This is a genomic window from Nocardia sp. NPDC059764, assembly GCF_042732555.1.
GTDB lineage: Bacteria > Actinomycetota > Actinomycetes > Mycobacteriales > Mycobacteriaceae > Nocardia.
On the sequence record NZ_JBHWHH010000009.1, the window covers coordinates 1 to 18,383 of the forward strand.

The 18,383-nt window shown below is 69.3% G+C and carries 16 protein-coding genes, 1 rRNA gene and 1 pseudogene; 15 read left to right on the top strand and 3 right to left on the bottom strand.

The features are described 5' to 3' along the window. The first annotated feature begins 155 nt into the window (after positions 1-155). Positions 156-272 (top strand): 5S ribosomal RNA (gene rrf, locus ACFV4K_RS03195). A gap of 45 nt (positions 273-317) precedes the next feature. Here the strand turns inward: rrf and ACFV4K_RS03200 are convergent. Next, the gene (locus tag ACFV4K_RS03200) at positions 318-1,853 is read right to left on the bottom strand and encodes a hypothetical protein (protein WP_379271688.1); all 1,536 of its coding nucleotides are present in this window, start codon (positions 1,851-1,853) and stop codon (positions 318-320) included. Here ACFV4K_RS03200 and ACFV4K_RS03205 point away from each other — a divergent pair. After that, entirely contained in the window at positions 1,797-2,579 is a 783-nt protein-coding gene (locus tag ACFV4K_RS03205; protein ID WP_379271689.1) for a hypothetical protein, read from the top strand. The two genes, ACFV4K_RS03200 and ACFV4K_RS03205, sit on opposite strands and share 57 nt — an antisense overlap. Before the next feature lie 88 nt (positions 2,580-2,667). Beyond that, positions 2,668-3,561 (top strand): HAD-IIA family hydrolase, encoded by an 894-nt coding sequence (locus ACFV4K_RS03210; RefSeq protein ID WP_379271691.1) that lies wholly within the window; start codon positions 2,668-2,670, stop codon positions 3,559-3,561. Between the two features lie 71 nt (positions 3,562-3,632). Here the strand turns inward: ACFV4K_RS03210 and ACFV4K_RS03215 are convergent. Beyond that, a pseudogene (locus tag ACFV4K_RS03215) lies at positions 3,633-3,956 on the bottom strand (SAM-dependent methyltransferase); the annotation flags it as partial. A 121-nt stretch (positions 3,957-4,077) separates the two neighbouring features. Here ACFV4K_RS03215 and ACFV4K_RS03220 point away from each other — a divergent pair. From ACFV4K_RS03220 to recN, 4 genes are read left to right on the top strand one after another with little or no spacing between them, the layout of a single operon-like run. After that, positions 4,078-4,410 carry a hypothetical protein gene (locus ACFV4K_RS03220; RefSeq protein WP_379271692.1) on the top strand — a complete coding sequence of 111 codons (333 nt, stop codon included), beginning with the start codon at positions 4,078-4,080 and terminating at the stop codon, positions 4,408-4,410. A 1-nt stretch (position 4,411) separates the two neighbouring features. After that, positions 4,412-5,302, top strand: coding sequence for a TlyA family RNA methyltransferase (locus ACFV4K_RS03225; RefSeq protein ID WP_379271694.1), 891 nt, complete (start codon positions 4,412-4,414; stop codon positions 5,300-5,302). Then, complete coding sequence (locus ACFV4K_RS03230) at positions 5,299-6,264, top strand: NAD kinase (RefSeq protein ID WP_379271696.1); 966 nt, start codon at positions 5,299-5,301, stop codon at positions 6,262-6,264. The genes ACFV4K_RS03225 and ACFV4K_RS03230 overlap by 4 nt, the downstream gene beginning before the upstream one ends. Beyond that, entirely contained in the window at positions 6,242-8,023 is a 1,782-nt protein-coding gene (gene recN, locus ACFV4K_RS03235; RefSeq protein ID WP_379271698.1) for a DNA repair protein RecN, read from the top strand. Before ACFV4K_RS03230 ends, recN begins: the two co-directional genes overlap by 23 nt. 75 nt (positions 8,024-8,098) lie before the next feature. Here the strand turns inward: recN and ACFV4K_RS03240 are convergent, their stop codons facing one another. Then, positions 8,099-8,518, bottom strand: a complete 420-nt coding sequence (locus ACFV4K_RS03240; RefSeq protein WP_357287026.1) for an SRPBCC family protein — start codon at positions 8,516-8,518, stop codon at positions 8,099-8,101. Between the two features lie 182 nt (positions 8,519-8,700). Here ACFV4K_RS03240 and steA point away from each other — a divergent pair, with 182 nt between their 5' ends. From steA to scpB, 8 genes are all read left to right on the top strand, one after another. After that, positions 8,701-9,912 (top strand): putative cytokinetic ring protein SteA, encoded by a 1,212-nt coding sequence (gene steA, locus ACFV4K_RS03245; RefSeq protein ID WP_379271700.1) that lies wholly within the window; start codon positions 8,701-8,703, stop codon positions 9,910-9,912. An 8-nt stretch (positions 9,913-9,920) separates the two neighbouring features. Continuing rightward, on the top strand, positions 9,921-10,838 hold the full coding sequence (locus ACFV4K_RS03250; RefSeq protein WP_379271702.1) for a copper transporter: 918 nt from the start codon (positions 9,921-9,923) through the stop codon (positions 10,836-10,838). Positions 10,839-10,970: 132 nt separating this feature from the next. Next, positions 10,971-12,698: a CTP synthase gene (locus ACFV4K_RS03255; RefSeq protein WP_379271703.1), complete on the top strand. Its 1,728-nt coding sequence runs from the start codon at positions 10,971-10,973 to the stop codon at positions 12,696-12,698. A gap of 172 nt (positions 12,699-12,870) precedes the next feature. Next, positions 12,871-13,524, top strand: a complete 654-nt coding sequence (locus ACFV4K_RS03260) for an NUDIX domain-containing protein (protein ID WP_379271705.1) — start codon at positions 12,871-12,873, stop codon at positions 13,522-13,524. 79 nt (positions 13,525-13,603) lie between these two features. After that, positions 13,604-14,524 carry a site-specific tyrosine recombinase XerD gene (gene xerD, locus ACFV4K_RS03265; RefSeq protein WP_379271707.1) on the top strand — a complete coding sequence of 307 codons (921 nt, stop codon included), beginning with the start codon at positions 13,604-13,606 and terminating at the stop codon, positions 14,522-14,524. Positions 14,525-15,052: 528 nt separating this feature from the next. Then, the gene (locus tag ACFV4K_RS03270) at positions 15,053-15,949 is read left to right on the top strand and encodes a ParA family protein (RefSeq protein WP_357095788.1); all 897 of its coding nucleotides are present in this window, start codon (positions 15,053-15,055) and stop codon (positions 15,947-15,949) included. A 293-nt stretch (positions 15,950-16,242) separates the two neighbouring features. Next, the gene (locus tag ACFV4K_RS03275; protein ID WP_379271790.1) at positions 16,243-17,088 is read left to right on the top strand and encodes a segregation and condensation protein A; all 846 of its coding nucleotides are present in this window, start codon (positions 16,243-16,245) and stop codon (positions 17,086-17,088) included. Between the two features lie 362 nt (positions 17,089-17,450). Continuing rightward, the gene (gene scpB, locus ACFV4K_RS03280) at positions 17,451-18,110 is read left to right on the top strand and encodes an SMC-Scp complex subunit ScpB (protein ID WP_379271791.1); all 660 of its coding nucleotides are present in this window, start codon (positions 17,451-17,453) and stop codon (positions 18,108-18,110) included. Positions 18,111-18,383: the final 273 nt, after the last annotated feature.

Genomic DNA, 18,383 nt, shown 5'->3' on the forward strand with positions numbered 1-18,383 from the left:
AGGTGACTGGTACTAATAGGCCGAGGACTTACCAACAAAGAAGCTACGCGTCCACTGTGCAGTATCTGAAACAACACACAGATCACTGAGAAGACAGAACCGAATCCCGTTCGCGGGTGCAGGGACTGGCTCTCTGTGTGACAGTTTCATAGAGTTACGGCGGCTATAGCGGTGGGGAAACGCCCGGTCCCATTCCGAACCCGGAAGCTAAGGCCACCTGCGCCGATGGTACTGCACTCGACAGGGTGTGGGAGAGTAGGACACCGCCGGAACATCCTTCGCGAAAGGGGACCCAATCTTGGGTCCCCTTTCGGCGTTTACCACCCTGTGCTGCGCAGCAGCTCGAGGGCACGTGATTGAATTTGGGGTAGGTGGATCGCCCACCCGCCCTCCTCACGCGCTCTCCAGCGCCGTGGCCGGGTACCGCAGGCTACAAAGTACAGAGAGGGATCACCGTGGCGGAGCAGAACGACGGCCGCAAACCTTTCCGCCGCAATGACGGTGGATCCGGACAGGGCGGCTACGGTCGACGCGAGGATGGCGGACGCCGCGACCAGGGCCGGCCGTCGTACGGCGGTGGTCCGCGTCGCGAGGGCGGCGGCAGCCGCGAGGGCGGCTTCAACCGCGGCGGTGGCGGCGGCTTCAACCGCGGCAAGGACAATGAACGCGGCGGCTTCAACCGCTCCGAGGGCGACCGCGATCGCGGCGGCTATCGGGGCGAGAGCCGGACCAGTTCCGATCGTGACGGCGGAAGCCGGGGCGGTTACACCCGCGGCGACCGCGACGGTGGTTTCAACCGGGACCGCGGTGACCGCCGTGAGGGCGGTTTCAACCGTGGTGGCGAGCGCCGCGAAGGCGGATTCAGCCGTGGCGGTGGTGACCGTCGCGAAGGCGGTTTCGATCGTGGTGGGGAGCGCCGCGAAGGCGGATTCAGCCGTGGCGGTGGTGACCGTCGCGAAGGTGGCTTCAACCGTGGTGGGGAGCGCCGCGAGGGTGGGTTCAACCGCGGCGGGGATCGTCGTGAAGGCGGTTACGACCGTGGCGAACGTCGCGAGGGCGGCTTCAACCGTGGTGGCGGCAGCGATCGTCGCGAGGGTGGTTTCGATCGCGGTGGTGACCGTCGTGAAGGCGGTTTCGATCGTGGTGGGGAGCGCCGCGAAGGCGGATTCAACCGCGGCGGTGGCGGTGACCGTCGCGAAGGCGGCTTCAACCGTGGTGGCGGCAGCGATCGTCGTGAAGGCGGTTTCAACCGTGGCGGGGAGCGCCGCGAAGGTGGCTTCAACCGCGGCGGTGGCGATCGTCGCGAGGGCGGTTTCGATCGCGGTGGCGATCGTCGTGAGGGTGGCTTCAATCGTGGTGGCAGTGACCGTCGTGAGGGCGGTTTCAGCCGTGGCGGTGGTGACCGTCGTGAAGGCGGCTTCAACCGTGGCGAGCGTCGTGAAGGCGGATTCGACCGTGGTGACCGCGGGGATCGTCGTGAGGGCGGGTTCAACCGCGGCGGCGAGAACCGTGGTGGCGGACGGGGATTCGATCGCGATCGTGGTCCGCGCGAGGAGAAGAAGAGCTTCGCGCGCGGCGATGTCGACGCGACCGGCGGTGAGACCGCCCGCGAGGACAAGGATTTCGAGCGGGCCGGGAACGGTTCGGGCGAGCGGTCGCTCGATCGCGGTGAGGACCGTCGCCGGGGCGGCGAAGGTGCGCGGGCGGGTGGCGGCCGACCGGGCGAGCGGCGGTCGGGTCGTCCCGACGAGCCGGGTCTGGCGGACGACGTGCAGCCCTCCGATCTCGAGCCCGCGGTGCGGCGCGATCTGCTGAGCCTGGACAAGAGCAATGCCGAGACGGTGGCCCGGCACCTGGTGATGGTGGCGCAGCTGCTGGACGAGGATCCGGAGCTGGCGCTCGAGCACGCGCGGGCGGCGCGGCAGCGGGCCGGCCGGATCGCCGTGGTGCGCGAGACCGCCGGTGTGGCGGCCTATCACGCGGGTGAGTGGGCCGAGGCGCTCTCGGAGCTGCGGACCGCGCGTCGCATGTCGGGTGGTTCGGGCCTGCTGGCTGTCATGGCGGATTGCGAACGCGGCCTGGGCCGTCCGGAGCGTGCCATTGAGCTGGGCCGCAGTGACGAGGCCCGCGCCCTGCAGGGCGACGAGGCGACCGAGCTGCGCATCGTGGTGGCGGGCGCGCGCATGGACCTGGGTCAGTTCGACCAGGCCGTGGTGACGCTGCAGACCGCGGAGCTGGATCCCGCGCGCTCGGGTTCGGCCGCGGCGCGGCTGTTCTACGCCTACGCCGAGGCGCTGCTGGCCGCCGGTCGCGAGGACGAGGCGCTGACCTGGTTCATGAACGCGGCCTCCGCGGACCACGACGGCGAGACCGACGCCGAGGAACGCGCCGCCGAACTCTCCGGCGACGGTGACGCCGACGGCGCGGACTGGACCGCGGCCTTCGACGAGGACGCCGAAGACGGCGAAGACGAGGACGAGGACGCCGAGGACGAATCGGATTCGGCTGCGGCGGAGCGGGATTCCGAAGACGATGGACCGGAGAAGTCGGCGAAGCCCGCCGAGGGCTCCGAGAACTAGGACCGGCAATGAACTCGACCGTGCGGCAGCGCCACAGCGCAGCCGCACGGTCGTTTCTGTTTCTGTGCACAGTGAGAGGGACGGCGTAATGCGATTGCGGGACCGGTTCGAGGCCTTGCTACTGGATCTGGACGGAACGCTGTTCCGCGGCCACGAGCGGATTCCCGGTGCGCCGGAAGCGCTGTCGGCGGGCGCGTCCGCGCAGCGGCTGATGTATGTCACCAACAATGCGAGCCGCTCGGCGGACGCGGTGGCGCTCCATCTGCGCGACCTCGGTTTCGATGCCCATGAGGACGCGGTGGTGACCAGCGCGCAGGCGGCCGTGCGGCTGCTGGCGCAGCGGATCCCGCCGGGGTCCACCGTGCTCGTGGTCGGCACCGATGACCTCATATCGGAGGTGGAGAACGTGGGCCTGCAGGCGATCCGTCGCTTCGACGGCGCATTGCCCAGTGCGGTGGTGCAGGGCCATTCGCCGCAGACCGGCTGGCCGGATCTGGCCGAGGCCGCCTATGCGCTGCGTCAGGGCGCACTGTGGGTGGCCGCCAACACCGATGCCACACTGCCCACCGAACGCGGTTTGGCGCCGGGCAACGGGTCCATGGTGGCGGCATTGCGGCACGCGTCGGGGCTGGAGCCGATCGTGGCGGGCAAGCCGTACGCGCCTTTGATGGAGGACGCGCTGGAACGCGCGGGCACCCGTGCCGCGCTGGTGGTCGGCGATCGCCTCGATACCGACATCGACGGCGCGCACACCACCGGGCTGGAGTCGTTCATGGTCCTCACGGGCGTGAGCACGCTCGAGGATCTGCGCACCCAGCCCGCCGATCGCATGCCGACCTATATCGCCGAATCCCTGCACGCCCTGAACCATCCGGTGGCCGACCTCGACCCGGTGGTGCCGGGGGAGGGCGATATCGCCGAGGCGATCGCCGACTGCCTGGCCAAGGCGCCCGGCCGCGCGATCACCATCCGGTCTGTCTAGCACGCCGCGAAATATAAAGCCTCACAACGGGTTTCGCTCCTCGAACAAGGTGCATGCCGAATACGCATCGAAGCCCCGTCCGCGACCAGCAGGGGCGGCTCGTCCCGGTCGGCGACCACCACCGCGCCGCGCGGATGGGGCAGCTTGGTCGCGTTGGCCAGATTGGGCGGCCACGATTCGGTGGCGACCATGGTCGGCGGTAAGACGGCGGCCTCGGCGAGCAGCTCGCCGCCGCCCGTCTGGATACCGAGGGCGGCCCGCGCGACCGCCAGCTGCCGCTGGTATCCCCAGGAGGGCCGCTGTTCGGTGGCGCGCCCGTCGAGCCAGGAGAAATCCCATCCGTCCACCGGGGCCGTGTCGGCCTCGGCGATCAGTTCCTCGAAGTCGCTGTCCATTCGCCTGATCCTGTCAGCCGTCCCCGACGGTGGTCGGCGCGGCCACCCCGGTCGGCGGGCGGATCGGGATGCGGCGGGGTACGTGTGTTCGAATGCGGGTTCGGGTAGCGTTATCGCCACGATGACTATGCCCACGCCTCGACCGCCGATTCCCGCGCCGGGACAACACCCCGGCACGCCCGGAGCGCACCCCGGCATGCCGGGTCCCCGCCCGGGCGCGCCGCTGCCGGGACAGCATCTGGCGGGCGCGAATCAGGAGTTCGCCGACCCGGATCGGGTCCGGACCGAGGTGGACGCGCTGCTGGCCGAATTGTCGGCGGGCGCGCCGAATCCGGGCTTTCCAGGCGCGCCGAGCGTGCACTCGGAGGGCACCGACATCGTGCGCCGGGCCAAGATTCTGGAACAGGCGCACGAGGTGCTGGTGCAGGCGCTGGCCACGGTGGACAAGATCTGAGGTGGCCAGGCGCGCGCGGGTGGACGCGGAACTGGTTCGCCGCGGATTGGCGCGGTCGCGGGAACACGCGGTCGAGCTGATCAACGCGGGCCGCGTCCTGATCAATGGGTCGGTCGCCACCAAACCGGCGACCGGAGTCGAAACGAGCACCCCGCTGCTGGTGCGGGAGCAGCCCGACGAGGTGCAGTGGGCCTCGCGGGGTGCGCACAAGTTGCTGGGCGCGCTCGAGGCGTTCGAGCCGCAGGGCGTATCGGTGGACGGCAAGCGCTGTCTGGACGCGGGCGCGTCCACGGGTGGTTTCACCGACGTGCTGCTGTCGAAGGGCGCGAAAGAGGTGGTGGCCGCCGATGTCGGCTACGGCCAGCTGATCTGGCGGTTGCAGAACGACGACCGCGTCCGGGTGCACGATCGCACCAATGTGCGGGCGCTGACGCCCGAACTCATCGGCGGCACCGTCGATCTGGTGGTCGCGGACCTGTCGTTCATCTCGCTGGGGCTGGTGCTGCCCGCGCTGGCCGCCTGCTGCGCGCCGGGCGCGGATCTGCTGCCGATGGTGAAGCCGCAGTTCGAGGTGGGTAAGGAACGGGTGGGTTCCGGTGGCGTGGTGCGGGATCCGGCGTTGCGCGCCGAGGTGGTGCGCGAAGTCGCCGCCGCGGCAGCGGCCCTCGGGCTGCGCACGCGCGGCGTGACGGCCAGCCCGCTGCCCGGTCCGTCCGGGAACGTCGAGTATTTCCTGTGGCTGCGCAAGGAGTCCGCGCCGGTCGAGCCGGATGCGGCCGAACCGGTGGCGACCGGCGACGCCGCGGACGTCGGTGCGGCCGCCTACGATGCTGACGAGGCGGCGCGTGTGGCGGCGCTGATCGAGCGTGCGGTGCAGGAGGGTCCACAGTGAACGCGGCGAGCCCGGCCAGGGAAGTGCTGCTGGTCGCGCATCCGGGACGCCCGGAGATCACCGATACCGCGCACCGGGTCGCGAAGATCCTGTGCGGGGCCGGGATCGGGCTGCGGGTGCTCGAGGACGAGGCCTACAGCACCCGCTTCGACCTCGACGACGACGGCACCTCCAACGGCTACCCGATGCGGGTGATGACGCACGACCTGGTCGCCGCGGTCGGCACCGAGATGGTGCTCGCGCTAGGCGGCGACGGCACCTTCCTGCGCGCGGCCGAACTCGCGCGCGCCGCATCGGTACCGGTGCTCGGAATCAACCTGGGCCGCATCGGTTTTCTCACCGAAGCCGAGGCCGAACACCTCGACGAGGCGCTCTCGCAGGTGGTGCGGCGCGACTACACCGTCGAGGAACGGATGACCATCGACGTCTCCGTGCGGGTCGACGATACGGTGGTGGAACGCGGCTGGGCGCTGAATGAGGCCAGCATCGAGAACGCGGCCCGCATGGGCGTGCTCGAAGTGGTCCTCGAGGTCGACGGCCGCCCGGTGTCGGCGTTCGGCTGCGACGGTGTGCTCATCGCCACCCCGACCGGGTCCACCGCCTACGCCTTCTCGGCCGGCGGTCCGGTGGTGTGGCCGGAACTCGAAGCGCTGCTGGTGATTCCGTCCAATGCCCACGCCCTGTTCGCGCGACCCCTGGTGACCAGCCCGGATTCGCTGATCGCGGTGGAAACGGTGGCGACCGGACACGACGCGATTGTTTTTCTCGACGGCCGACGCACCCTCGCACTGCCGCGGGGCGGCCGGGTCGAGACGGTCCGCGGGACCGAACCGGTGCGGTGGGTTCGGCTCGATTCCGCGCCGTTCGCCGATCGGATGGTGCGCAAATTCCAGTTGCCGGTGACAGGCTGGAGAGGCCGACAGCGGACGGAGAGCACAAGTGCTGACAGAGATCAGGATTGACGGGCTGGGCGTAATTTCCACCGCCACCGCACAATTCCACGAAGGTCTGACCGTTTTGACGGGTGAGACCGGTGCGGGCAAGACGATGGTGGTGACGAGCCTGCATTTGCTCAGCGGCGCCCGCGCCGACGCGGGCCGGGTACGCCTGGGCGCGTCGCGAGCCGTGGTGGAGGGGCGTTTCACCGTCGACGAGGTGCACGACGGCGCCATCGGCGAGGTGGAGGAGGTGCTGGAATCCACCGGGGCCGAACGCGATGACGACGGCAGCATCATCGCCGTTCGCACCGTCGGCAGCGATGGCCGTTCCCGTGCCCACCTGGGCGGCCGGTCCGTACCCGCCTCGGTGCTCTCGGATTTCACCGGTCCGCTGCTGACCGTGCACGGTCAGAACGACCAGCTGCGCTTGCAGCGCCCGGACCAGCAGTTGCACGCGCTGGACCAGTTCGCCTCCGATGCGGTGGCCCCGCTGCTGGCCAAGTACCAGAAGGCGCGAAAGGCCTGGCTGGACAAGCGCAATCAGCTGCTCGAGCGCACGGCGCGCAGCCGGGAGCTGGCGCTGGAAGCCGATCATCTGACCCAGTCACTGGCCGAGATCGACGCCATCGCACCCGAACCCGGTGAGGACGAGCATCTCGTCGGCGAGGTGCGGCGGCTCTCGGATCTGGACTCGCTGCGCGAGGCCGGTTCCATCGCTCACGACGCGCTGGCGGGTCCGGCGGATTCTCCGGGCGAGGCGGCGGGCGCGCTGGATCTGCTCGGCACCGCCCGTGCGCGCATCGAATCCTCCGACGACCCGAAGCTGACGGCGCTGGCTCCCCGTCTGGGCGAGGCGATTTCGGTGGTGGTGGACCTGACCACCGAGCTCAGCTCCTATCTGTCGGATCTGCCGTCGGATCCGGGCGCGCTGGAGTCCATGCTGACCCGGCAGGCCGAGCTGAAGACGCTCACCCGCAAGTACGCGCCCGATATCGACGGCGTCATCAAGTGGGCCGACGAGGCGCGCACCCGGCTGTCCTCGCTGGACGTGTCCGAGGAAGCCCTGGCCGCACTGGCCGCCGATGTCGAGACCGCCGCCGAGAAGGTGCGCGAGACCGCCCGCAAGCTGACCGCCGCGCGCGGGAAGGCCGCCGGCAAGCTGGCCAGTGCGGTGAGCACCGAACTGGGCGGCCTGGCCATGGGCCGCGCACGGCTCGAGGTCGGCGTCGGTCCCATCCTGGCGGGCGTGCAGGATTCGGCGCCGCTGGTCATCGACGGTCAGGAACTGCACGCCGGATCGACCGGTGTCGACGAGGTGGAGTTCCGGCTGGCCGCGCACTCCGGCGCGCATCCGTTGCCGTTGAGCCGCAGCGCTTCCGGCGGCGAGCTCTCGCGGATCATGCTGGCGCTGGAAGTGGTGCTGGCCAGTTCCGAGCACGGCACCACCATGGTGTTCGACGAGGTCGACGCCGGTGTGGGTGGTCGCGCGGCGGTCGAGATCGGGCGTCGCCTGGCGCGTCTGGCGCGCACCCATCAGGTCATCGTGGTGACCCACCTGCCGCAGGTGGCCGCCTTCGCCGACACCCACCTGGTGGTCGACAAGCTCGATGACGGCCAGGCCGTGAAGTCGGGCGTGAAGGCGCTGACCCAGGACGAACGCGTCGTGGAGCTGGCTCGCATGCTGGCGGGCATGGGTGACACCGAGACCGGTCGCGCGCACGCGTGGGAGCTGCTCACCACCGCGCACTCCGAGAAGGTCGGCGCGGCAGCCTCGGGCGAATAACGCGTTCCCGAACAGAAAACCGGCCGAGACCCGAGAAGGGTCCGGCCGGTTTTTCGTGCGTTGGTCGCGCTGGTCCTACTTCACGGCCTTGCGCACGCCGCCGATGAGGGCGTTGGTGAGGGCGCGCAGGCCGGGCTCGAGGATCTGGGCCGGCAGCGGGAGGCTGGGCTCGGATTCCATGGTGTAGACGACCCGGGTGCCGCCGGGCGCGTCGGAGAAGGCGATGGTGCCGACGTGCCGCTTGACCGGGGCGCCCGCGATGACGCGGTAGACCATGCGCTCACCGGGGACGAGCTCGGTGGTCTCCTCGGTCGGGCCGATGCCGGCGATGCCGAGCTGGTACTGGGCGCCGACGCCGGACGGGCTGCCGATGCCCGGCTTCTTCAGCGAGATCTTGATGGGCAGAAAGGGATTGAGGCTGTCGCGCTCGGAGAAGAGTTTGTACACGACGTCGCGGGGGGCGGGAATGACGGTGTCGACCGTGGTGCTGGCCATGACGGCATTGTCTCCTTTCGTGCCGGTGCTCGGAGCATATCCTTACCGGCCGGTAAGAAGATAGCCGCGAACCGGACAACCTGCGGACGCCGGGACTCGAGCAACATTCGGGCGATCAAATGACGATGCTGACCGGCGCGCCTCCACCAGTGGTTGAGAGATTGGGGTGATCATCGGTCGCTATGAAGATGATGGGCCTGCTGTCGCGCAATACCGAAACGCTGCCGGGTCTGACCGGGATGGCCCGGGTGGACCGCAATACCAGGCGTTTGCTGCAGCGCGTGGGTCCGGGGGATGTGGTCGTCCTCGACGAGTGCGACCTCGACCGGCTCACCGCCGACCGCCTGGTCGAGGCCCAGGTCGCAGTGGTGGTCAACGCCTCGCCCTCGATCTCCGGGAGATACCCGAACCTGGGACCGGAAGTGCTGGTGGCCAACGGCATTCAGTTGCTGGACGCGGTCAGCTCGGACGTGTTCAAGAAGATCAAGGACGGCACCAAGGTGCGCGTCGAGGGCGCGGTGGTCTACGCCGACAAGCTCGCCAAGAAGGAGCCCGAGGCCCTCGTGGAGGGCATCGAACTCACCGAGGCGACTATCGCCGAGCGCATGATCGAGGCCCGCAACGGGCTCGCCGACCACCTGGAAGCGTTCTCCGGCAACACCATAGAGTTCATTCGCACCGAGTCCTCCTTGCTCATCGACGGCATCGGCGTGCCCGATGTCGAGGTCGAGATGAAGAAGCGGCATGTCGTGGTGGTGGCCGACGGTCCCGAGCACATCGAGGACCTCAAGCGCATCAAGCCGTTCATCAAGGAGTACGCCCCGATCCTGATCGGTGTGGGCCGCGGTGCGGACACCCTGACCCGCCACGGGTATCGCCCCGACCTGATCGTCGGCGACCCGGAGGAGATCACCGCCACCACGCTCAAGTGCGGCGCGGAGGTGATCCTGCCCGCCGACACCGACGGCCACGCCAAGGGGCTCGAGCGCATCCAGGATCTGGGTATCGGCGCGACCACCTTCCCGTCCTCGGGCGCGCCCTCGGATCTGGCGCTGCTGCTGGCCGACCACCACGGCGCGTCGCTGATCGTGACCGTCGGCGCGGCGGCCTCGCTGGACGACTTCTTCGACCGCGGTCGTCGCGACTCCAATCCGGCGACCTTCCTGACCCGTCTCAAGATGGGCACCAAGCTCATGGACGCCAAGGCCGTGGCCTCGCTGTACCGGCACCGGGGATCCGGTTGGGCGATCGCGCTGGTGGTGCTGGCCGCGCTGGTGGCCCTGGTGGTCGCGGTGCTGGCCACGCACATGGGCGGTGAAGCGGTGACCTGGATGTCCGACACCTGGGATCGCGGATGGCACTGGGTGGAGCGGCTATTGGACCGGCAAAGGTAGAGGACCGAATGATTTCTTTTCGCCACCACGCGATTTCGATCGCCGCGGTATTCCTGGCCCTGGCGGTGGGCGTGGTGCTGGGCACCCGGGCGCAAGGCAACGGGTTGCTCTCCGGCGACCGGCAGCAGGTCGGCGACCTGCGAGCCGAGAACGGGCGGCTGACCGAACAGGTGAAGGCGGCCGACGCCTTCCTGTCCGGCGCGTCCGGCAAGCTCCTGACCGGGGCTCTGGCCAATCGGTCGGTTCTGATCTTCACCACGCCCGACGCCGACAGCGGCGACGTCGAAGCGGTCAGCGCGGCGCTCACCACCGCCGGGGCCGCGGTCACCGCGCGGGTCGGACTCTCCGGTGCCTTCACCGACTCCTCCGAGGGCGATCGGCTGCGCACGGCGCTGGTGAACATGGTGCCCGCGGGCGCGCAGCTCAAGGTCGAGGCGGTCGATCAGGGCAGCCTCGCGGGCGATCTGCTCGGGCAGGTGCTGCTGGTCGATCCGGGGAGCGGGCAGCCGCGCGGCACCCAGCAGGAGCGCGGCCTCGTCCTGGAGACGCTGCGCGGCGGCGGCTTCCTGACCCCCGTCGGGGACGTGCAGCCCGCCCAGCTGGCCGTGGTGGTCACCGGGGACGGTGCGCGGGCCGAGGAGAACAACCGGGGCACCATCATCGCCCGATTCTCCGGTGGGCTGCGGTCCCACAGCGCCGGTGTGGTGCTGGCGGGTCGCTACGGGGCCGCCGAGGGGCCGGGCGCGATCGCGGTGGCCCGTTCCGAGCTCGGGCTGGCGGCCGTCACCACCGTCGACAACGCCGATCGTGAGATCGGGCGGATCACCACCGTGCTCGGGCTCACCGAGCAGCTGAACGGCGGTACCGGTCGTTACGGCACGGGTGCGAAGGCGACCTCGCTCACAGTCGCTGCCATGCCGCACTGACCGCGGTGAACACAAAGCCGACGCCGAGCACCGGAAAGGTTGCCCGCGACACGCGGAACCGAGTCGATCGCGGGCGACCGAACATGCGTGGCATGCGATCAGCCTCCGCAATCCGTGTTACCGTGAAGACCCGTGGGTAATTCACGGATTCCGGCGCGCGCGGCCACGAAACACATCTTCGTCAGCGGTGGTGTCGCCTCTTCACTCGGTAAGGGTTTGACCGCCTCCAGCCTCGGTCAGCTGCTGACGTCGCGCGGTCTGCGCGTCACGATGCAGAAGCTGGATCCGTACCTGAATGTCGATCCCGGCACCATGAACCCCTTCCAGCACGGTGAGGTGTTCGTGACCGAGGACGGCGCGGAGACGGACCTCGACGTCGGTCACTACGAACGGTTCCTGGACCGCGATCTGTCCGGGGACGCCAATGTCACCACCGGCCAGGTGTACTCGAAGGTGATCGCCAAGGAGCGTCGCGGCGAGTACCTCGGCGACACCGTGCAGGTGATCCCGCACATCACCGACGAGATCAAGAGCCGCATCCTCGCGATGACCGGTCCCGATCTGCACGGGCAGGTGCCCGATGTGGTGATCACCGAGATCGGTGGCACCGTCGGCGATATCGAGTCGCAGCCGTTCCTCGAGGCGGCGCGTCAGATCCGCCACGAGGTGGGTCGCGAGAACTGCTTCTTCCTGCACGTCACGCTGGTGCCCTACCTGGGCCCGTCGGGCGAGCTCAAGACCAAGCCGACCCAGCACTCGGTGGCGGCGCTGCGCAATATCGGTATCCAGCCCGACGCGCTGATCCTGCGCTGCGACCGCGATGTGCCGCAGCCGCTGAAGAACAAGATCGCGCTCATGTGCGACGTGGATGTGGACGCCTGCATCTCGACGCCGGACGCGCCGTCGATCTACGACATTCCGAAGGTGCTGCACCGGGAGGGCTTGGACGCGTACGTGGTCCGCAAGCTCGGGCTGCCCTTCCGCGACGTGGACTGGACGGTCTGGGGCGATCTGCTGGACCGCGTGCACAACCCGCGCGAAGAGGTCACCGTCGCACTGGTCGGCAAGTACGTGGACCTGCCGGACGCCTACCTGTCGGTCACCGAGGCGCTGCGCGCGGGCGGTTTCGCCTCGCGGGCCAAGGTGAACATCCGCTGGGTGCAGTCCGACGAGTGCGAGACCGAGGCCGGCGCCCGCTCGCACCTGGCCGATGTCGACGCCATCCTGATCCCCGGCGGCTTCGGCATCCGCGGCATCGAGGGCAAGGTGGGCGCCATCCGCTTCGCCCGCGAGCACAAGATTCCGCTGCTGGGCCTGTGCCTGGGCCTGCAGTGCGTGGTCATCGAGGCGGCGCGCTCGGTGGGCATGAAGGACGCCAACTCGGCGGAGTTCGAGCCCGACACCAAGTTCCCCGTCATCTCCACCATGGCCGATCAGGAACAGATCGTGGCCGGTGAGGCCGACCTGGGCGGCACCATGCGCCTGGGCGCGTATCCGGCTGTGCTGCAGAAGGATTCGCTGGTCGCGCAGGCTTACGGCGAGACCGAGGTCTCCGAGCGGCACCGCCACCGCTACGAGGTCAACAACACCTACCGCGACAAGATCGCCAAGAGCGGCCTGAGGTTCAGCGGCACCTCCCCGAACGGCCACCTGGTCGAGTTCGTGGAATACCCGCAGAACCAGCACCCGTTCCTGGTCGCCACCCAGGCGCACCCGGAACTCAAGTCCCGCCCGACCCGCCCGCACCCGCTGTTCGCGGCGCTCATCTCGGCGGCGCTGGATTACAAGGCCGCCGAACGGCTCCCGGTCGAGATCCCGGCCGAGGTCACGGCACCCGAAGGCGAGAAGGTCTCCAAGTAGCCCTCCGCCGGCTTGCCACCCGACACCGCCCGAGCGTCCAGGACGCCCGGGCGGTGTCGCGTTCCGGGCTCTGTCCGCTCTGATCGAGAGCAGGCGTGGTGTCGGCCACGGCTGCGCGGGTGGCGGGTCGGGTGTGGCCGGGCGGGGCGGGGATTCGCGCTACGGTTCTGGGATGACGTCCTCCGGTCCGGTTCCCGGTTCACACGAATTCGATGTTCTGTCCAGTCGCACCGTGTATTCGGGGGCGATTCTCGCGCTGCGGCTCGACCAGGTGGTCATGCCCGGCGGGAAAGTGGCCGAGCGGGAGGTGATCGAGCACCACGCGGCGGTCGCGGTGGTGGCGCTCGACGAGGATGAGAATCTGGTGCTGGTCAATCAGTATCGGCATCCGATCGGGCGGCGGTTGCTGGAACTGCCCGCCGGGTTACTGGACGAGCAGGGCGAGGATCCGCTGGAGACGGCCAAGCGGGAGCTGGCCGAGGAGACGGGGCTGGCGGCGCGGGAATGGGCGGTGCTGGTGGATGTGGCGCTGTCGCCGGGGTTCACCGATGAGGCGCTGCGGGTGTATCTCGCCACCGGGCTGTACGAAACCGACCGGCCCGACCCGGAAATGGAGGAGGCCGACCTCCAGTTGCTGCGGATGCCCCTGGCGGAGGCCGTGCAGGCCGCGCTGGCGGGGGAGATCACCAATGCCACCGCGGTCGCCGGAGTCACCGCGCTGATGACGGCTCGCGCCTCCGGGGCGGTGCTCCGGCCCGCGGACGCGCCGTGGCCCGGCATGCCGACCGCGTTCCTGGACCGCAAGGCGCGGGGGCACGCGGAGTAGATCCCGATTGGGAAACTTGTTCTGTTTGCTGGGGTTTGGCTGGGGAAGTTCGTCGGTGGCTGCTGCAATGATGTGACCCGTGCTGAAGCGGCAGATCGACGCGTACCTCGACCATTTGGCGGTCGAGCGCGGCGCCGCGCGCAATACGCTCAGCGCCTACCGCCGCGATCTGGGGCGATACCGGCACTTCCTGTCCGAGCGCGGAGTGGAAACGCTTGCGCGCGTGGCCGAATCGGACATAGCCGACTACATGGTGTCGCTGCGGTCGGGCGACGCCGAGCATCCCGCGCTGGCGGCGTCCTCGGCGTCGCGGGCGCTGGTCGCGGTGCGCGGGCTGCACCGGTTCGCGACGGCGGAGGGGATCACCGACGCGGATGTGGCGCATCCGGTGAAACCGCCGACGCCCGCCCGCAGGCTGCCGAAAGCCCTTCCTTACGACCAGATCTCGCGGCTGCTCGACGCGGCCGGCGGTGATATCGCCGACGGCCCCCGCGGGCTGCGGGACCGGGCCCTGCTGGAACTGCTGTACTCCACGGGCGCGCGCATCTCCGAAATCGTCGGCCTGGACGTGGACGACATCGACACCCCCGAACGCGCGGTCGTGCTGCGCGGCAAGGGCGGCAAACAGCGCATGGTCCCGATCGGCCGTCCCGCCCTGGCCGCCCTGGACAACTACCTGGTCCGGGGCCGCCCCGCGCTGTCCGCGCGCGGCCGCGGCAACAGCGCCCTGTTCCTCAACCACCGCGGCGGCCGGCTGTCCCGCCAGACCGCTTGGCAGGTCCTGCAATCCGCGGCCGAGCGCGCGGGCATCGCCGCGCAGGTGTCGCCGCACACCCTGCGCCACTCGTTCGCGACCCACCTGCTCGACGGCGGCGCGGACGTCCGGGTCGTGCAGGAACTATTGGGCCACGCCTCGGTGACCACCACCCAGATCTACACCCTGGTCACGGTCGGCACGCTGCACGAGGTCTGGGCCACCGCGCACCCGCGCGCCCGCTGAGAGTGCCGCACGGTCCCGAAAGACCGTGGTCCCGAAAGACATTGTCGCTCCGGGGCTCTCCCGCACCCTGTGCGGTCCGGGCGTGCATGGCACGCACGGGTCGGGCGGCGGGACGTCACTCGTGGAACGCCAACCGGCACCTGTGCGCGCTGTCCTCGAACGGACTCCGCCGCCCGGGCTCACGGCGCAGTTGCGCCATACCTAGATCCTCCAAATCCGCCGATTCCGGTTTATCCGGTGCTTCGGGCGCGGAACATGACCCTGAACCCGTAACCTGCTGTGCCACAGTGCAACGAGACGTCTCGGACCGGTCCTCGGCCCGGCTCGGGCGTCTGTACCGGGTCTGAAGTGCAGGTTTAGGGTGCGTGTCCGAACGTTGGTCTCGCGCGAACAGGCGGTAGCGTCTAGGAGGAACCCGATCGCACACGCGGCCGGGTGCGTCGTCCATTCCAGGCCGATGGGCGAGGCAAGGGCAGGAACGTCGAAGGAGCAGCGGACGTGACGACTACCGGTGGTGCGGGCCAGCGGATCGAAACCGCCGCGCAAACCCTGTGGGAGGCACCCGATGTGGTGCACGACGCGAAGCAGGTCGGTCCCACCGGACGCCCGCTGCGCGAGATCCCCGAACCGCCCGAACCGGACCACACCGGCCCCGCGCTGATCGTCGCCATGTGCAATCAGAAGGGCGGCGTCGGCAAGACCACCTCGACCATCAATCTCGGTGCGGCGCTGGCGGAATACGGGCGCAAGGTGCTGCTGGTGGATCTGGACCCGCAGGGCGCGCTGTCGGCGGGACTCGGTGTGGCGCATCACGATCTGAACGTGACCGTGCACAACCTGCTCGTCGGGCCCGGCAAGGTGAATCCCGACGACGTGCTGATGAACACCAAGGTCGACGGCATGGATCTGCTGCCCAGCAATATCGACCTCTCGGCCGCGGAGATCCAGCTCGTCAACGAGGTCGGCCGCGAGCAGACCCTGGGCCGCGCCCTGGCGCCGCTGCGCGACCGTTACGACTACATCCTCATCGACTGCCAGCCGTCGCTGGGCCTGCTCACCGTGAACGCTCTGGCCTGCGCCGACGGCGTCATCATTCCGATGGAGTGCGAGTACTTCTCGCTGCGCGGACTGGCCCTGCTCAACGACACCGTGGAGAAGGTGCGGGACCGGCTGAATCCGGCGCTGACCCTGTACGGCATCGTGGTCACCATGTTCGATGCCCGCCTATTGCATTCGCGCCAGGTCATGACGCGCGTGGTCGAGGTGTTCGGCGACCTCGTGTACGACACCGTGATCTCGCGGACCGTCCGCTTCCCTGACGCCAGCGTCGCGGGTGAGCCCATCACCACGTGGGCGCCGAAATCCGGTGGCGCGGAAGCCTATCGGGCCATGGCCCGGGAAGTCATCCAGCGGTCGGGCCGTTGAGCGATCCTCTCGACTCGGCGTCCGGCCACGACCCCGCGGACGCGGCTACCGGCATGCCCGGGGACGGGTCGCCGGTAGTGAGCGACATCGTCGGCGCTGGTGAGGACATTGCCGGTGAGGACGTCGCGGATGTGAACCTGGCGGGCGAGGATCCGGCCGGTGTCGTCGCGGACATCGCCGGGGCGGGTGCGGACGAGACCTCCGAGAGTGCGTCCGCGCCGGGTTCGTCGGTCGTGTCCGATATCGCCGGATCCGGTGCAGTGGTGGAGCCCGCCGCGCCGTCTGCCGCCGCTGTGGCATCCGAAAGTTCGGACAATGCGGGCAAATTCCATCTGAAGCTGGCCAACTTCGAGGGCCCCTTCGACCTGCTGCTGCAACTGATCAGCTCGCGACGCCTCGACGTCACCGAGATCTCGCTGCACAGGGTGACCGACGAGTTCATCGCCCACACCAAGGCCCTCACCGCCCGCTTGTCCGAGGTGAAGGGTCTGCGCGCGGACAAGGTCCTGGACCAGACCACCGAATTCCTGCTCATCGCGGCCACCCTGCTGGATCTGAAGGCGGCCCGGCTGCTGCCCTCGGGCGAGGTGTCCGACGTGGAAGACCTGGAGTTGCTGGAGGCGCGCGACCTGCTCTTCGCGCGGCTGCTGCAGTACCGCGCGTTCAAACAGGTCGCCGAGTTGCTGGGCGAGCTGGAGGCGGCGGCGCTGCAACGATATCCGCGCGCGGTGTCGCTGGAGGAGCGGTATCTGGCGCTGTTGCCCGAGGTTACGCTGGGGGTGGACGCCGCGGGATTCGCGGAGGTCGCGGCCACCGTGTTCCGGCCGCGTCCGCGACCGCGGGTGGGACTGGATCACATCCACGCCCACGCCATCTCGATCGCCGAGCAGGCCGCGCTGGTGCTGGAGATGCTCAAGAACGCGGGCGCGGGCGGTTGGACGACCTTCCACGAACTCTGCGCCGACTGCGAGCTGCCGATCCAGATCGTGGCCCGCTTCCTCGCGCTGCTCGAGCTCTACCGCGGCAAGACCATCGAGTTCGACCAGCCCGACCCGCTGGGCCCGCTGTCCGTCAGCTGGATCGGCGAGCTCGAGGACCAACCCGCCCAACCGGTGACGATTGAAGAGGACTACGGGTGACCGAGGTGCACAACATGGATGACGACGTGCAGGACCAGCCCGCCGGCAGCCAGCCCGCACCCCAGCCGACCCTGGCCGAGCAGATCATCGCCGAAGCGGCCGCGGCAGCCAAGGCTTGCGCGGCCGGACCGGATACCACCGAGTCCGAGGCCGCGGCTGAACCTGCGCCCGAGGCTGCCGTCGAGACCGCCGAGTCCGCGCCGGACGGCGAAATCCCCGGGACAGCGGCCGAAATCACACCGGCCGAGGCCGAAGTCACAGTGCCCGCGAACGAGGTCACAGTGCCCGCGGACGAAGTCACGGCACCCGCGGACGGGGTCGCCGCGCCTGCGGAGTCCGAGGGGCCTCCCGCGCCACCCGTCCTGGCGGTCGATCCGCAGGAGTTCGACGACGAGGACGAGCTGTCGGAGCCGGAGTTCCGGTCCGCGCTGGAGGCCATGTTGCTGGTGGTCGACGCGCCCGCGCCGACGGAACTGCTGGCCTCGGCATTGCGGGATCACCCGGTCCGGGTGGAGGCGGCGCTGCGGGAGATGTCGGCGGAGTTGACCGCGCGGCGCAGTGGCATGGATCTCAGGTTCGTCGGCGACGGCTGGCGCTACTACACGCGGACGGAATTCGCTCCCTATGTGGAACGTATGCTGTTGGACGGCGCACGATCGAAACTGACTCGCGCGGCTTTGGAAACCATGGCGGTGATCGCGTACCGTCAACCGGTTACCCGAGCACGCGTGAGCGCGGTGCGCGGCGTGAACGTGGATGGCGTGATCAGGACCCTGCTGGCGCGGGGGCTGATCGCGGAGGCCGGAGCGGACCCGGAGACCAACGGCACTCTGTACATCACCACCGAGCTGTTCCTGGAACGGATCGGGCTTGCGTCACTGGCGGATCTGCCGCCATTGGCCCCGCTGCTCCCGGGCGTCGACCTGATCGACGAGATCAACGAGAGCTTGGAGACCGACCCCCGGTACACCAGGCTGAAGAAACCGGCCGAGGCGGATATCGACCTCGGCACCGAAGACTGAAACAAGGACAACGTGAATACACCCGCTCGCCGAGATGGCACACCGGATCGTAGGAAACGTGGCAGCGAACCGCCCCGTGGCGGTTCCCACGCCGCCCGAGGCCGGACCGGAGACGACCGGTCCAGCGGCGGCAATTCTTATGGCGGAGCCCGTGGCGGCTCCACGTCGCGCGGCTCGCGCGGCGACTCGCCCTCCTGGGGCGGCAATTCCCGCGGTGACTCCCGCGGCAGCTCGGGTTCGTATGGTCGTGACTCGGATCGTTCGCGTGGCGGT

Bases quoted from the DNA above. Each gene is read 5' to 3' on its own strand.
- ACFV4K_RS03210 (WP_379271691.1), top strand. From the start codon at position 2,668: ATGCGATTGCGGGACCGGTTCGAGGCCTTGCTACTGGATCTGGACGGA.
- ACFV4K_RS03220 (WP_379271692.1), top strand. From the start codon at position 4,078: ATGACTATGCCCACGCCTCGACCGCCGATTCCCGCGCCGGGACAACAC.
- ACFV4K_RS03240 (WP_357287026.1), bottom strand. From the start codon at position 8,518: ATGGCCAGCACCACGGTCGACACCGTCATTCCCGCCCCCCGCGACGTC.
- steA (WP_379271700.1), top strand. From the start codon at position 8,701: ATGAAGATGATGGGCCTGCTGTCGCGCAATACCGAAACGCTGCCGGGT.
- ACFV4K_RS03250 (WP_379271702.1), top strand. From the start codon at position 9,921: ATGATTTCTTTTCGCCACCACGCGATTTCGATCGCCGCGGTATTCCTG.
- ACFV4K_RS03260 (WP_379271705.1), top strand. From the start codon at position 12,871: ATGACGTCCTCCGGTCCGGTTCCCGGTTCACACGAATTCGATGTTCTG.